Here is a 13992-nt window from a genome sequence, read left to right as displayed (position 1 = left end):
TCTTTTTTATTGTTTTATAAACGATCATTGCTAGAAAAACAATAAATTTGGTTTTCATCGTCATTAATGGAAACACCAACTTGATACTTAATATCTACAAAGTTGCTATCATCAATCTTTTTCAAAAACACATTCACAGCGTCTTCTAAGTCTTTTTCGTGACTTTCATCAAACACTTTCACACGAATCATGTTAACACCATCCTAGATCGCAGCCCTCCGCCGCTTGATTATTGCCACGGTGCGTATCTATGATGCGATAAAACTTTCCATTCTCATATATATATCCGTCTTCTAACACATATTTTTTATCTTCAGTATAGACATAAAACTTACCTATCATAAATTTACTCGTATATAATTCCAAATAATTTGGTCTAAATTTAGCTACAACTTTATTTGTAATATCAATTTTTATTGTGCGCCCCACCTTCTCTCCCTCCTTTGCAAAGAACGGATTTAGGTATATTGTATTAGCGCTTTTACATTTTATGCTTAAAAATAAGTGGATATGCCTTCTTTCTCACCTGTACTATTTTTCTAAAAAAATCACTATAAAGTGAAACTTTAATCAGCCCGACCCCCACCTAACTTCTTTGCTTTCTCTAAATTTTGAGATGGGGGGTCTTATCGCCCGTTAATGCGGGATAAATAAGTTCAAAAAAAACATAAAAAAAAGCACTTTATCTTATTGACTCGAATATAAATGTTATGTTATTATATAAAATTTGACATTTTTACATACGTATGCTATCATTAAAAGTGGTTACCACATATGGAGGTGGATGATTTGTTTCAAATTGGTGATAAAATCGTTTATCCAATGCACGGTGCAGGAATCATCGAAGCAATTGAAGAGAAAGAAATATTAGGTACTTCACGTCAATATTGTGTGATACGCATCATTAGTAAAGATATGCAAGTAATGCTTCCGATGGAACAATTAAAAAAATCAGGTATTCGTTATATCGTTGATCGAGGTACGTTAGATGATATACTTCTTGAATTTCAAAACGGGGAGTCAGACCCATCACTCTCATGGAAACAAAGATATACAATGAATATGGAAAAAATGAAAAATGGCAATTTACAAGATAGCGCAGAAGTGGTTCGGGATTTACTTCGCCGTAATAAAGAGAGAACATTAAATGCGAGCGAAAAACAAATGCTAGATAATGCACGAAAAATGATGATCAGCGAAGTCGCGCTCGTACAAAATGTTACTGAACATCAAGCAACAGAATTTCTTCAAGATACAATTAATCATTAATTTTAAAATAGCCGAACGCTATTTTTTTTAGTAAAAAAAGGACGAAGAGTTTTATCTCTTCGTCCTTTTATATTACCCACGCCCAGCTTGAAACGATGGATATAACGTCATTCCACCATCTGCAAATAGCGTAATTCCCGTTACGTAACTCGCCTCTGATGAAGCAAGCCAAGTTGCTACTGCTGCGATTTCTTCAGGTTTTCCAATATAGCCCATAGGTATCATACTTTCTACGTCAGCACGTTTTTTAGGATCAGCAAACTTTTCTGCATTGATTGGCGTATTAATTGCACCTGGTCCTATATTATTTACTCGAATACCTTTTGGCGCATATTCTAGCGCTAACGTTTCTGTCATCAGTTTAATGCCACCCTTACTTGCTGCATAGTGCACAAATAGTGGCCACGGAATTTTCTCATGAACACTAGACATATTAATGACAGACCCTTTAATATCATGTTCTACAAAATATTTAATCGCTTCACGACTTCCTAAAAAAGCACCTGTTAAATTTGTATTAATTACCCTATTCCAATCTTCAAGCGGCATTTCATGCGACGGTACCGCGTTTTCTATCCCTGCATTATTAATCATAACGTCAAGCGTACCAAACTCTTTCACAGCAGATTGAATAAGATTCACAACATCTGATTCGACGGTTACATCACCTTTTACAGCAATCGCTTCGCCGCCTACCTTTTTAATTTCTTCTAACACATCATTCGCTTCTGATTCTCGTGAACGATAATTAATAACCACTTTCGCTTTTTCCTTAGCAAACCTTACTCCCATCGCTCTTCCGAGACCAGTTGCTGATCCTGTAATAACGACAACTTTCCCTGCTAAATCACTATACATTTCCATACCTCCTTTAACTTTTGGCTATACCTAACATAATTCCGGCTGCGATAATAAAAACGATACCGACAACGATACCCGTTAATTGACGTTTCGTTTTCTTTTCACCTAATATAAGGATCCCACCAAGCGTGGAAATAATAATTCCCATTTGCGATAGCGAGAAACTTGTTGCGACTCCAACACGCGGCTGTGAAATGAATAAAAACATATTTCCAGCTGCCCAAATTAATCCTGGAATAATATTTCGAATTGCATATTTATTAAATGGATGATGTTTAAAGGTAAGCAAAATCCCACCTAACACCATACCAACTGCTTGTGGCAACAAAGCCGACCAGCCATCTACGTTAAATAACCTAATTACTACTACGTAAACTAAATAACCGACTGTTGAAATTAATAAAATTACGATACCTCTTTTAAAGTTTGCTGCTTGCTCTGCATTCTTTTCTTCTTCACTTTGAAGCGATGTTAAAATAACACCGATAATAATACAAACGAGCGCTAAAATCCCAAGGACGACCGATATTGTCGTGGACCATTCATGAAATACGATAACGCCAAATAAAGTCGTCGCGACTAATTGAAGTCCTGTTGAAATTGGCATCGTCCTCGAAACACCCATTAAATCAATACTTTTCAATTGATTTGCCTGACCAAGCGCCCAAAATAAACCTGACACAACTCCAACTCCGATAACGGTAGGTGTTAATACTGGCTTCATAAAAATATAAACAACAATTGAGAAAATAAGTGCTCCAAACGTTGTTCCGAGCGTTTGACTATACGGGCCCCCGCCCAGTTTTACGTTAAATAGCACAATACTTCCCCAAAATATAGCTGGTAAAATCGCTAAAAATATATCCATCACTCATTACCTTTCTTTACTAAATGCCATAGATTATCACTCTAAGTCGTTAGAGTGAGCTTTTATTTTTTCTTTTTCCCGTTCACAAACTTTTTCTGCAATAACGTCAGAAACATTCTTTTCTCGCTCCACTTTCTTTATCTTTACGTGATCTAAATGATCTTCCAAAGTAAGCGTAACTTTATCGTTCGGCGGATTATGCGCTCCTTGAAATGTAAGAAATTGTAGCTTCACTTCGTATCTAGGAACAAATTCATCTTTCTTGCCGAGACGCTTTATATCTATAACTGAAGCACATTCATATTGATCTTCTGTCACTTGTCTAATAACTGAATAGTACCTATTTGATAATGCACTCTCTAAAAGCTGTTCTCTTGATTCTTTCGCGAAAGAATCGCTTGGAGAAGAGAAAAAGGCCACACATAGCATTGTGATAACTACACATATTTTTTTCATAGTTCCCTCCTTGTTCTATAGATTAGTGTTCTCAAAACTGCCATAAAAAAACGACTTTCCCTATGTAGGAAAGTCGTTTTAATGAATCCAATATTAACCACCGCTCACTGGTGGAATTAGTGCAACAACATCACCAGATTGGACCCTGTCATCTTCATTTGCGTATTCTTCATTAATCGCAACCATAATTGGCTCTGAAACTGGTACATTATATTCGTTCGCAACAACATCTTTTAACTGTGCAACCGTAATATTTTCTTTCTCTATTTGTAATTCACTTGTCCCTGCTTCTTCTTGCAAGTGCGCAAATAACAATACTCTAATCATACTTATAGCTCCTTCCCAGGCTCTCCCGCCGGATATGGTGTTTTTTCTAATTGATCACCAATCCATGAGTCACCATCTTCCCAAAACTCCTTTTTCCAAATCGGAACAATTTGTTTTATGCGTTCCATAATATATTCGTTCGCTTCATAAGCCGCTTTACGGTGTGGTGTTGAAACAGCAACAACAACCGCTATATCAGAAATTTGCAACGTACCGATGCGATGTGTAATCGCAACATATGTACCTGGCCATTTCTCTTTCACTTCCAAGCCAATTTTCTCTAGCATCTTTTCTGCCATCGTCTTATAAGCAACATACTCTAAGTATAATGTACGACGCCCTTTCGTAAACTCTCTAACCGTTCCAATAAATGTTGTAACAGCACCGCATTCACGTCGAATTACTTTCTTCGTTACTTCTTCAATTGAGATTTCTGTATCAATTACTTCATAATATGTATTTATCATTTCGCACTCCTAACCGTTTGTAAAAACCAGTCTATGTACAACTCTTCTTCTGTTATATGAAATACTTTATATTCTTCTCGTATATTTGCCGGAACATCATACCACGTAATAACCGCCACTATATTTTCTACTTTATGTAAAAGCTCAATGTCTTCCGCAGAACGAAGTAACACTACTTTCGAGTAATTCTCTTTTTTATAGCCTTCTATTAAAATTGTATCCACTTCAAAAAACTCATATAAGCGAATAATTTCTTGCAAGGACCATTTCTTTCTTAGTGAAGAAAGTGAAAGCAATCCAGCACCTTCTACACTACTTACGACAGCACCAGCTTTACGGTGTCTTTCGCTATCTTTTTGCGCTACTTCTGGAAAGCCTCCGTGCCCGTGATGTTTAATTGTAGCAACTTTCATTTTTCGTTCAGCTAATGCATGCACCACTTTCACAACAAGTGTTGTTTTCCCGCTATTTTGATATCCTACTATTTGTAAGATTGAAGGGGCTTTGCCCATGGCCAATCACATCCCTCAGAGTGCTCTAACAATAATACGGATACTTTCATTCCGGTCTCAAATCCTCTCGTTCCTCCAGGTAACACGATAAAAGCATTCGCATCTGCAAGTGAAGATACCGCACTCGATTTATCTAAACCAACTGGCATCGCTTGTAACGCCCCGTCCACAATTGTTACGTTCGCTCTTACGAAACGAGTAAATGGATTTGGCTTTGGAAAATCTTTTTGTAAAATAGCATCCGCTCTATATACGTGAGGTTCCTTCGCATACAAATACGTTTTTATAATTGGATGCACAAATAATTCAAAGCCTACATAACAAGCAGACGGATTTCCTGATAAACCAAAGAGTAACTTTCCATCAACTTCAGCTACTGTCGTTACACTTCCGGGCCTCATGGCTATCTTATTAAAGAGTACATTTGCCTGTAACCTTTCATAAATAGCTGGTAAGTAGTCATAATCTCCTACTGATACACCGCCTGTTGTAATTAAAATGTCGACCTCATCCACCGCTGATTGAACAGCTGTAAAACATGCATCTAACTCATCCGCGAGTTGACCATAATAACGAACTTTCCCGCCAGCTTTCATAATTTGAGCTGCGATCATATACGAGTTACTATTTCTAATTTTCCCCGGTTCTAACGGCTCATGTACTTCTAATAATTCACTTCCTGTCGTTACAATACCGACAACAGGCTGTTTTACAACTTTCACAGTGCTATATCCAAACGTTGCTAATAAGGCGGCAACACCTGGATTAATTGCAACGCCTTTCTGAACGAGAACTTGATTTTGTTTTATATCTTCTCCTTTAAACGACACATTGTCACCGTTATTAAAAGGGCGTTTTAACTTCATATATGTTTTCCCGTTCTTCTCAAACCCTTCTGTCAGCTCTAGCATTACGACTGCATTGCAATCTTGTGGAATAGCTGCTCCTGTCATAATACGAACCACCTGAAAAGATCCTACTTCTTCTGTAAAAACAGAACCTGCCCCGATTTCTCCTATTACTTCAAATTCAACTGGATTCTCTTGAGTTGCTTCTTTCGTATCTTCTGCTCGAATGGCGAAACCATCGTAAGGGGAACGATCAAAATGAGGAACGTCATGATCTGAGACAACATCTTCCCCGAGAATTCTCCCGTAACTTTCCGTAATAGAAATTTCTTCTACTTCACCATGCTTTGCATATTTCATTACCCGTTCTACTGCCTCAGCAACTTGAATTGGAATTCGTTTTTCTACCATCGTTTCTCACCTCATATTTGCAATTTTTTTTATCTCGATTAAACTTTATATATTCAATAGAAATTACTTCAAGGAGGAATTCCATGTCTTCATTTACACACTTTAATGACCAAGGACGCGCGAAGATGGTTGATATAAGTGACAAAAAAGCAACCGTTCGAACAGCAATTGCGTGCTCTAGCATTGTCGTTACGAAAGAAATTTACGATAAAATCTCTCACAATGAAATTGGGAAAGGTGACGTATTAGCAGTTGCGCAAATCGCAGGCATTATGGCTGCGAAACGAACTTCTGATATTATCCCAATGTGCCATCCTTTACTATTAAAAGGTGTTGACGTTTCTTTCGATTGGAAACAATCAGAAGAACAATATCGTTTACTCATTGAAGTAAAAGTTAAAACAGAAGGTAGCACCGGTGTTGAAATGGAAGCTTTAACAGCTGCTTCGGCTACCGCTCTTACTGTGTATGATATGTGTAAAGCTGTCGATAAAGGTATGATTATCGGCGAAACGTACTTACTTGAAAAAACAGGCGGAAAAAGTGGAGATTATACGAGAAATTCATAATCCTTTCTCCGTTGAACCTAAAGGATTCCCTTTAGGTTCAACCTATATATCTTGCATATAAACTTTTCGCTACATTTATATCATTCGTCCCATGAATGAAAGCTCTGCCATCTGTAAATAAAACAAAACGATATTCTTCTACCGGAAACGACAATAAATAAGGTGTCGCCTTTATCTCTACGCTTCTTTGTAAGCGCTTTTTAATTTCTTCCAAATTAAAATTCTTCCGCACACCTGGACGAATTTGCACTGTATTTCGCCCACATAACACTTCTGTTTTCGTTTGTGCTTCAAATGTTAAACTCGGATATGTACGTAACCTTCCGCAAGATAAACAAGTATCTTTTTTCTGCCTATTCACTTTAAATGCCATCTGTTGATTATTCCAAAGATCAAATGATAACATCGTTTCACGAAGCGCTCCGTAGTCTTCTACTAATATTTTCAGCGCTTCCGTAGTTTGATGCGCAACTACTAATTGTACTGCCGGTTGTATAATACCAGCTGTGTCACATGTTGCTCCGCTCGCCGGATGCTCCATTAAACAGCGAAAACACGGTGTTTTCCCTGGTAAAATTGTATACGTTACTCCGTAGCTTCCAACACACCCACCATATATCCACGGAATATTATACTTTTGTGAAATATCATTAATGAGAAGACGCGTTTCAAAATTATCTGTCGCATCTAATATTAAATCTACACCATTCACTAATTCTTCCATTTCTTGCACCGTTACATCTGTCACAACCGGAGTTATTTCCACCTCAGAATTAATCGCTCTTAAATGCTCTGCTGCCGCTACCGCCTTCGGTTTATACTGCTTTGCATCTTCTTCTGTATATAGTTGTTGTCTTTGTAAATTACTCCATTCTACATAATCACGATCAGCAATCGTTACTTTTCCAACACCCGCTCTAACAATCGCTTCTGCATTTGCCGCACCGAGAGCACCAGCACCAATAATAAGCACATGCTTCTCTCTTATTTTTCTCTGCCCTTCTTCTCCAACACCAGAAAATAATATTTGTCTTGAATATCGCTCCTGCATGCGATAGCCCCCTTTCTTATCCTCCTATATAAGACATTTCGATTTTCGGACGATTTTTTGCACTTTCTTCTGTTCGTTCATCCGAATACCTATCTTTTCTATTCATCCATACATCTTGTATAACACTTAATAACTCCTCATCCGAAAGATTTCCTCTAAGAAGTTCTCTTACATCCAAACCCTCTGTCGCAAATAAGCACGTATAAAACTTTCCATCTGCCGAAATTCTCGCCCTCGTACAAGAGACACAAAATGACTCAGAAACAGATGTAATAAAACCAACTTCAACATTTGTTCCAACGTACCGATATCGCTTCGCAACTTCACCAAAGTAATGCGCTTCAGCTGGCTCAAGCGGATACACCTTATGAATCATCTCAATCAATTCTCGTTTTGTAACGACTTGATCAAAATTCCACCCATTTGTACTACCAACATCCATAAACTCAATAAACCGAAGCGTGATTCCTTGCTCTTTAAAATACGCAGCCATCGGTAGTACTTGATGATCGTTCATCCCTTTTTTCACAACCATATTTACCTTTACTTCCAAGCCCGCCTCTTTAGCTGCTATAATTCCCTTAATTACCGGTTTCGTATTAATATTTCGACCATTAATATTCTTAAATATGTCATCATCTATCGCATCTAAACTAACATTCACTCTATGTAATCCAGCTTCTTTTAATGCCTTCGCTTGTTTCGTTAAATGAATAGCATTTGTCGTTAACCCTATATCTATTAGCCCATCAATTTTCACAAGACGTGCAATAAGTTTTGTTAAATCTTTACGAAGCAGTGGCTCACCGCCAGTAAGTCTAATTTTCCGTACACCGATGCTAACAAATAATTTTGCCAAACGCTCAATTTCATCAAAAGTTAGTAAAAACTCGTCTTTCAAAAAAGCATATTCTGGCCCAAATATTTCCGCTGGCATACAATATGTACATCTAAAATTGCAACGATCAATGACAGATATACGTAAATCTTGAAGTGGGCGTCCAAAAAAATCTTTAACCATCTCCTGCATCGCCACCCTCCCTTTCTGCCAAATTTCTTTCTTTTCATTCTATTATAATATATTTTCGAACTGCGATGTTTTTGCTCAAGTGAATAAAGTGAAACTTTAAATAATTAGAGGGGATTCACTCCCCCTGGTTAACGAGGTTTACTTACAAATACAAAGATAAAAAAACCTTGAAACATAAAAGCTTCAAGGTTCTCTGCTTATTAACTTAATCTAATAATAGTCAGGGTAGCCCCTGGCGTTGCTGTAGATAATGTAGCTATTGCAACTACTCCAAATAACTGTAAGCTAACAGCAGCTCCAGCAGGCAAGTTAGCAATTATTGTTGCACTAAATGAACCAGTAGCAACTGTCGGAGCATTTATCGTTCCCGCAAGCGGACTGCCATTTACAGTTATACGAGAACTTACAAGTAATCCTGCCGTTAGATTAATTGTATAAGCTATATAATAATTCCCTGCATTCGCAACTGTAAATACAGTATTTCCTCCACTAACAGTAATTCCTGGACCAATATTTTGATTGTTCGGTAATGGTACATTCGTGCCACCTAATAAAACAGAAATAGCGGTTCCTGATGTATTATTCGCAAATGCATATGTTGCAGTTGTACTAACTCCAGTCGCCCCGGTCGCTCCAGTGGCTCCAGCTCCGGTTGGACCTGTATCTCCAGTTGGGCCTTGTGAACCGGTTGCTCCTGTAGCCCCCGTTGGACCTTGGATTCCTTGCGGGCCTTGAATTCCTTGTGGCCCTGTCGCTCCGGTTGCTCCTGTAGCTCCCGTTGGACCTTGAATTCCTTGTGGGCCTTGGATTCCTTGTGGACCTTGAATTCCTTGTGGCCCTGTCGCTCCGGTTGCTCCTGTAGCTCCCGTTGGACCTTGAATTCCTTGCGGGCCTTGAATTCCTTGGGGACCTTGAATCCCTTGTGGACCTGTCGCTCCGGTTGCTCCTGTAGCTCCCGTTGGACCTTGAATTCCTTGCGGGCCTTGAATTCCTTGCGGGCCTTGTGGGCCGGTCGGACCTATGTCACCTTGTAGACCTTGGATTCCCTGTGGGCCTTGTGCTCCTGTTGGTCCTGTCGCTCCTTGGATTCCTTGAGGACCTTGTGGACCTTGAATTCCTTGCGGGCCGGTTGGACCTATGTCGCCTTGTGGGCCTTGAATTCCTTGGGGACCTTGTGCTCCGGTTGCCCCCGTTACTCCTTGGATTCCTTGGGGACCTTGAATACCCTGTGGACCGGTTGGACCTATCTCTCCTTGAACACCTTGGATTCCTTGCGGGCCCTGTAAACCCGTCACTCCGGTTGCTCCCGTTGCTCCTGTCGCTCCTGTCACTCCAGTTGAGCCTGTCGCCCCGGTATCTCCTGTTACTCCTGTCGCACCTGTTGCTCCTGTCGGGCCAGGTGGTCCACCTGATGGACCTGTCACTCCTGTCGGACCTGATGGCCCCGTTGGGCCGGTCGGTCCTGCTGGTCCTCCTGACGGACCAGTCACCCCTGTTGGACCGGTTACTCCTGTTGGACCGGTAGTTCCTTCTCCCGTCGCTCCGGTTGCCCCCGTATCTCCTGTTGCTCCCGTCGGACCTTGTATCCCTTGAATTCCTTGTGGGCCTTGCACTCCTTGTGCACCTGTTGCTCCTTGAATCCCTTGAATTCCTTGCACTCCCTGTGTCCCCATCGGACCGGTTGGACCAATCACCCCTTGTATACCTTGCACTCCTTGGGGGCCCTCTGGACCGGTTGCTCCTATTTCCCCTTGTATCCCTTGAATTCCAGTTGCTCCTTGTGCTCCAGTTGCTCCCGTTATCCCTTGCACACCTTGTATTCCCTGTATTCCTTGTGGACCTTGTGGGCCTGTTGCTCCTACCGGTCCTTGAATGCCTTGTATCCCCTGAGGACCCTCTGGACCCGTTGCTCCAACTGGCCCTTGAACACCTTGTATTCCTTGCGGGCCCTGAAGTCCTTCTGGGCCTTCTGGACCTGTTGGACCTATTTCTCCTTGTATCCCTTGGATTCCAGTTGGACCTTGTGGCCCAGTCGGACCTATGTCACCTTGCGGACCTTGGATTCCCTGTGGACCTTGTGCTCCTGTTCCCCCTGTCGCTCCTTGGATTCCTTGAGAACCTTGTGGGCCTTGAATTCCTTGTGGGCCGGTTGGACCTATGTCGCCTTGTGGGCCTTGAATCCCTTGCGGACCTTGATCTCCAGTGGCCCCCGTTACTCCTTGAATTCCTTGGGGACCTTGAACACCTTGGGGACCCGTCGGACCTATCTCTCCCTGCACACCTTGGATTCCTTGCGGACCTTGCAAACCCGTCACTCCGGTTGCTCCCGTTTCTCCTGTCGCTCCTGTCACTCCAGTTGAGCCTGTCGCCCCAGTATCTCCTGTTACTCCTGTCGCCCCGGTTACTCCTGTCGGGCCAGGTGGTCCACCAGATGGACCTGTTACTCCCGCCGGACCTGATGGCCCCGTTGGGCCGGTCGGTCCTGCTGGTCCTCCAGATGGTCCTGTTACCCCTGTTGGACCGGTTACTCCTGTTGGACCTGTAGTGCCTTCCCCTGTCGCCCCAGTTGCTCCCGTATCTCCTGTTGCCCCCGTCGGACCTTGGATTCCTTGAATTCCCTGTGGACCTTGCACTCCTTGTGCGCCCGTCGCTCCTTGAATTCCTTGTACTCCTTGCACACCTTGGGGACCCATCGGACCTGTTGGACCAATCTCCCCTTGAGCACCTTGCACTCCTTGGGGACCCTCTGGACCCGTTGCTCCTATTTCCCCTTGTATCCCTTGAATTCCAGTTGCTCCTTGTACTCCAGTTGCTCCCGTTATCCCTTGCACACCTTGTATTCCCTGTATTCCTTGTGGACCTTGTGGACCTGTTGCTCCTACCGGTCCTTGAATACCTTGTATCCCCTGAGGACCCTCTGGACCCGTCGCTCCAACTGGACCTGGCACACCTTGAATTCCTTGCGGCCCCTGAAGTCCCTCTGGGCCTTCTGGACCTGTTGGTCCTATATCACCCATCGGACCTTGTATCCCTTGAACTCCCTGTGGCCCTGTTGCTCCTGATGGCCCTGGTACTCCTTGTATTCCTTGTGGACCTTGATCTCCTGTTGCCCCTGTTGCCCCTTGAGGCCCTATAGCCCCCTGTATACCTTGTGGACCTTGATCTCCTGTTGCTCCCGTTGCCCCTTGAATACCTTGAACTCCTTGTATTCCTTGTTCACCAGTTACTCCCGTCGGACCAGGAATACCTTGAATACCCTGCGGACCTTCTGGACCTGTTGGCCCAATTGGCCCTTGAATCCCTTGGATTCCTTGCAAGCCCTGTGCTCCCGTGCTTCCAGTCGGACCCGTACTTCCCGTTGCTCCTGTTACCCCTGTACTTCCTGTAGCTCCAGTATTCCCAGTTGCTCCAGTCGCACCTGTACTTCCACTCGGTCCACCGCCCGGACCTGTCGCACCAGTCGGCCCCGTCGGACCAGGAGGTCCTCCAGATGGTCCAGTTATCCCAGTTGGACCTGTTATTCCAGTCGGGCCTGTTATCCCCTGACCAGTTGCTCCAGTTGCACCTGTATTTCCACTCGGTCCTTGTGTTCCTTGTATCCCTTGTGCTCCTTGTATTCCTTGTGAACCAGTTACACCCGGTAACCCTTGGACGCCTTGAATTCCTTGAGGTCCCTCAGGTCCCGTCGCTCCAATTGGCCCCTGTAATCCCTGTATCCCTTGTATACCTTGTGCCCCAGTCGCTCCCGTTGGACCAATCGGACCTTGTAACCCTTGCACACCTTGAGGTCCTGTCGCTCCAGTTTCTCCTTGTGGTCCTCTCAATCCTTGTGGGCCCTGCTGTCCTTCTGGTCCAGTTGCACCTATTGGCCCAACTGATCCTTGTATCCCTTGCACACCTTGAGGTCCTGTCGGGCCCATCTCCCCCATCGGACCTTGTAATCCTCTTGGTCCTTGAGGTCCTGTTGGGCCTTGTGGACCGGTTGGACCAGTAATCCCTATACCTGTAAACCCAGTTGGAACAGGGGGGAAAGTAGGCCCAATAAGTTCGGGTGGAATTCTAAAATTAGAGCTTAGCGAATTTTGCTTCCGATTATTATCACGATTCTTCACACTTTCACCACCTACAAACCATCTTTTTCATAATAAATAAGCCTCTTCTTAATCTATTTACAAAAATAATTTCCAAGACTATTTTTATTTTAAATAATAAAAACTCCCTTAATTTCTTAAGGGAGTCCTGCAATTGAATCCATATTATCTGTATTAGGGACAGCTTGCGCTATACTCGATGTATTTACATTTTGCCCCATATTTGCTCCTGTTACAGTACCAGCAGGAGTACCCCTTGTATACGTCGTCGTCACCGAATCTCCCGGCTGTAAACAAAGCTTCGTCTCCGTCCCTATTACTGTAACAACATCAATCCAAGTACACCCCATTGAACCACTATATGATTTCGAAGCAGTAAATGAAGTGTCACTCAAATTATCACCGGTAAATATATTTCCAGTGTTATTCACAATAACAAACTCTTTTATATGAGCAGGCATAATTACACTCTACCTTTCCTCTATGAACCTAACGTACGTGTACTCGTTGCCAAAGGCGGAAGAAATACTGATGTTCTAATGACCGCTTCTGGCTGCCTTTTTCCATTTAAAAAAATAGCCGCACTTGATCCTCCAGCACCTGCATATACTTTTGCTACAGCTAAAGGTGAGAGATCATAACAGTCACCGACATTAACAGCTCCTGTATTATTAATAATTTTTACTTTACGCAAATTAATCCCCATTTACCCCTCCTCCTTTTTTATACTGTATGCAAAAGAAAAAAACTTGAAACAGACTCGTTTCAAGTTTTTTTCAATTAACTATTTCGCTTCACCTTCATATTGAAGCATACCGCCAACCATGTTCACTGTTTTAAACCCTTGTTCATTTAAATAATGACATACATTTTCACTGCGCATTCCTGAACGACAAATAAAGATATATTCATTCTCTTTATTAAAGAAATCTACTTTATGTGGGATATCGCCCATTTTAATGTGTACAGCTTCTGGAATCTTTCCTGCCGCTACTTCTTCATCTTCTCTTACATCTACTAAAAATAACGTTTCTCCATTTTCTAAACGCTCTTGCACCTCTTCTGTAGTAATTGTTTTAACTTCTGTCATATGTAGTTCCTCCTTATATACAATAAAACCTTTAGTTTCTTTTTCACAAACATTCTCTACCAATTTTAGCATGCAAAAGAAAGAACGCAAAGAATCGAAAAGCTATTTCTCAATTTTCTCGTAAAACTTATTCTTTACAAAC

16 protein-coding genes and 1 pseudogene are annotated in these 13992 nt (G+C 42.1%); 2 read left to right on the top strand and 15 right to left on the bottom strand.

All coding sequences use genetic code 11. The features are described from left to right. Both HMPREF1014_RS00870 and HMPREF1014_RS00865 read right to left on the bottom strand, forming a co-directional pair. Positions 1 to 191: pseudogene (locus HMPREF1014_RS00870) on the bottom strand (sporulation protein Cse60); the annotation flags it as partial. Position 192: 1 nt separating this feature from the next. Continuing rightward, positions 193 to 429, bottom strand: a complete 237-nt coding sequence (locus tag HMPREF1014_RS00865; protein ID WP_000533804.1) for a DUF2553 family protein — start codon at positions 427 to 429, stop codon at positions 193 to 195. Positions 430 to 774: 345 nt separating this feature from the next. Here HMPREF1014_RS00865 and HMPREF1014_RS00860 point away from each other — a divergent pair, with 345 nt between their 5' ends. Next, the gene (locus HMPREF1014_RS00860; protein WP_000451446.1) at positions 775 to 1269 is read left to right on the top strand and encodes a CarD family transcriptional regulator; all 495 of its coding nucleotides are present in this window, start codon (positions 775 to 777) and stop codon (positions 1267 to 1269) included. 72 nt (positions 1270 to 1341) lie between these two features. Here the strand turns inward: HMPREF1014_RS00860 and HMPREF1014_RS00855 are convergent, their stop codons facing one another. The 7 genes from HMPREF1014_RS00855 to moeA form a co-directional block, all read right to left on the bottom strand. Continuing rightward, positions 1342 to 2127 (bottom strand): glucose 1-dehydrogenase, encoded by a 786-nt coding sequence (locus tag HMPREF1014_RS00855; RefSeq protein WP_000286673.1) that lies wholly within the window; start codon positions 2125 to 2127, stop codon positions 1342 to 1344. Positions 2128 to 2140: 13 nt separating this feature from the next. Continuing rightward, on the bottom strand, positions 2141 to 2998 hold the full coding sequence (gene glcU / locus HMPREF1014_RS00850) for a glucose uptake protein GlcU (RefSeq protein WP_000350861.1): 858 nt from the start codon (positions 2996 to 2998) through the stop codon (positions 2141 to 2143). Between the two features lie 36 nt (positions 2999 to 3034). Then, positions 3035 to 3454: a DUF3888 domain-containing protein gene (locus tag HMPREF1014_RS00845; protein ID WP_000717679.1), complete on the bottom strand. Its 420-nt coding sequence runs from the start codon at positions 3452 to 3454 to the stop codon at positions 3035 to 3037. A 93-nt stretch (positions 3455 to 3547) separates the two neighbouring features. Beyond that, positions 3548 to 3781, bottom strand: a complete 234-nt coding sequence (moaD, locus tag HMPREF1014_RS00840) for a molybdopterin converting factor subunit 1 (RefSeq protein WP_000621778.1) — start codon at positions 3779 to 3781, stop codon at positions 3548 to 3550. Positions 3782 to 3783: 2 nt separating this feature from the next. After that, complete coding sequence (moaE, locus tag HMPREF1014_RS00835; RefSeq protein ID WP_000611226.1) at positions 3784 to 4248, bottom strand: molybdopterin synthase catalytic subunit MoaE; 465 nt, start codon at positions 4246 to 4248, stop codon at positions 3784 to 3786. Continuing rightward, positions 4245 to 4760: a molybdopterin-guanine dinucleotide biosynthesis protein B gene (mobB, locus tag HMPREF1014_RS00830; RefSeq protein ID WP_000513647.1), complete on the bottom strand. Its 516-nt coding sequence runs from the start codon at positions 4758 to 4760 to the stop codon at positions 4245 to 4247. Before mobB ends, moaE begins: the two co-directional genes overlap by 4 nt. Beyond that, positions 4730 to 6019 carry a molybdopterin molybdotransferase MoeA gene (gene moeA / locus HMPREF1014_RS00825; RefSeq protein ID WP_000229698.1) on the bottom strand — a complete coding sequence of 430 codons (1290 nt, stop codon included), beginning with the start codon at positions 6017 to 6019 and terminating at the stop codon, positions 4730 to 4732. The genes mobB and moeA overlap by 31 nt, the downstream gene beginning before the upstream one ends. A gap of 83 nt (positions 6020 to 6102) precedes the next feature. Here moeA and moaC point away from each other — a divergent pair, with 83 nt between their 5' ends. Beyond that, positions 6103 to 6588 (top strand): cyclic pyranopterin monophosphate synthase MoaC, encoded by a 486-nt coding sequence (gene moaC / locus HMPREF1014_RS00820; protein ID WP_000094146.1) that lies wholly within the window; start codon positions 6103 to 6105, stop codon positions 6586 to 6588. Positions 6589 to 6625: 37 nt separating this feature from the next. On the opposite strand, the gene HMPREF1014_RS00815 is transcribed toward moaC, so the two are convergent. The 6 genes from HMPREF1014_RS00815 to HMPREF1014_RS00790 all read right to left on the bottom strand — a co-directional run bounded on the left by HMPREF1014_RS00815 (position 6626) and on the right by HMPREF1014_RS00790 (position 13850). Further along, entirely contained in the window at positions 6626 to 7639 is a 1014-nt protein-coding gene (locus tag HMPREF1014_RS00815; RefSeq protein WP_001158108.1) for a molybdopterin-synthase adenylyltransferase MoeB, read from the bottom strand. 16 nt (positions 7640 to 7655) lie between these two features. Continuing rightward, positions 7656 to 8669, bottom strand: coding sequence for a GTP 3',8-cyclase MoaA (moaA, locus tag HMPREF1014_RS00810; protein ID WP_001157117.1), 1014 nt, complete (start codon positions 8667 to 8669; stop codon positions 7656 to 7658). Between the two features lie 200 nt (positions 8670 to 8869). Then, on the bottom strand, positions 8870 to 12781 hold the full coding sequence (locus HMPREF1014_RS00805; RefSeq protein WP_000796090.1) for a BclA-related collagen-like exosporium protein: 3912 nt from the start codon (positions 12779 to 12781) through the stop codon (positions 8870 to 8872). A 116-nt stretch (positions 12782 to 12897) separates the two neighbouring features. Beyond that, entirely contained in the window at positions 12898 to 13221 is a 324-nt protein-coding gene (locus HMPREF1014_RS00800; RefSeq protein WP_001110848.1) for a hypothetical protein, read from the bottom strand. A 20-nt stretch (positions 13222 to 13241) separates the two neighbouring features. Next, positions 13242 to 13466 carry a spore germination protein gene (locus tag HMPREF1014_RS00795; RefSeq protein WP_000512465.1) on the bottom strand — a complete coding sequence of 75 codons (225 nt, stop codon included), beginning with the start codon at positions 13464 to 13466 and terminating at the stop codon, positions 13242 to 13244. 78 nt (positions 13467 to 13544) lie between these two features. Next, positions 13545 to 13850, bottom strand: a complete 306-nt coding sequence (locus HMPREF1014_RS00790) for a rhodanese-like domain-containing protein (RefSeq protein WP_000141206.1) — start codon at positions 13848 to 13850, stop codon at positions 13545 to 13547. Positions 13851 to 13992 lie beyond the last annotated feature (142 nt).

This window comes from Bacillus sp. 7_6_55CFAA_CT2 (assembly GCF_000238655.1).
GTDB classification, from domain to species: domain Bacteria; phylum Bacillota; class Bacilli; order Bacillales; family Bacillaceae_G; genus Bacillus_A; species Bacillus_A cereus.
Note: the sequence above shows the minus strand (reverse complement) of the source record. Positions and strands in the feature narration are given on the sequence as shown.

Coding starts and splice junctions, on each gene's coding strand:
- HMPREF1014_RS00860 (WP_000451446.1), top strand. CDS start 775: ATGGAGGTGGATGATTTGTTTCAAATTGGTGATAAAATCGTTTATCCA.
- HMPREF1014_RS00855 (WP_000286673.1), bottom strand. CDS start 2,127: ATGTATAGTGATTTAGCAGGGAAAGTTGTCGTTATTACAGGATCAGCA.
- glcU (WP_000350861.1), bottom strand. CDS start 2,998: ATGGATATATTTTTAGCGATTTTACCAGCTATATTTTGGGGAAGTATT.
- HMPREF1014_RS00845 (WP_000717679.1), bottom strand. CDS start 3,454: ATGAAAAAAATATGTGTAGTTATCACAATGCTATGTGTGGCCTTTTTC.
- moaD (WP_000621778.1), bottom strand. CDS start 3,781: ATGATTAGAGTATTGTTATTTGCGCACTTGCAAGAAGAAGCAGGGACA.
- moaE (WP_000611226.1), bottom strand. CDS start 4,248: ATGATAAATACATATTATGAAGTAATTGATACAGAAATCTCAATTGAA.
- mobB (WP_000513647.1), bottom strand. CDS start 4,760: ATGGGCAAAGCCCCTTCAATCTTACAAATAGTAGGATATCAAAATAGC.
- moeA (WP_000229698.1), bottom strand. CDS start 6,019: ATGGTAGAAAAACGAATTCCAATTCAAGTTGCTGAGGCAGTAGAACGG.
- moaC (WP_000094146.1), top strand. CDS start 6,103: ATGTCTTCATTTACACACTTTAATGACCAAGGACGCGCGAAGATGGTT.
- HMPREF1014_RS00815 (WP_001158108.1), bottom strand. CDS start 7,639: ATGCAGGAGCGATATTCAAGACAAATATTATTTTCTGGTGTTGGAGAA.
- moaA (WP_001157117.1), bottom strand. CDS start 8,669: ATGCAGGAGATGGTTAAAGATTTTTTTGGACGCCCACTTCAAGATTTA.
- HMPREF1014_RS00800 (WP_001110848.1), bottom strand. CDS start 13,221: ATGCCTGCTCATATAAAAGAGTTTGTTATTGTGAATAACACTGGAAAT.
- HMPREF1014_RS00795 (WP_000512465.1), bottom strand. CDS start 13,466: ATGGGGATTAATTTGCGTAAAGTAAAAATTATTAATAATACAGGAGCT.
- HMPREF1014_RS00790 (WP_000141206.1), bottom strand. CDS start 13,850: ATGACAGAAGTTAAAACAATTACTACAGAAGAGGTGCAAGAGCGTTTA.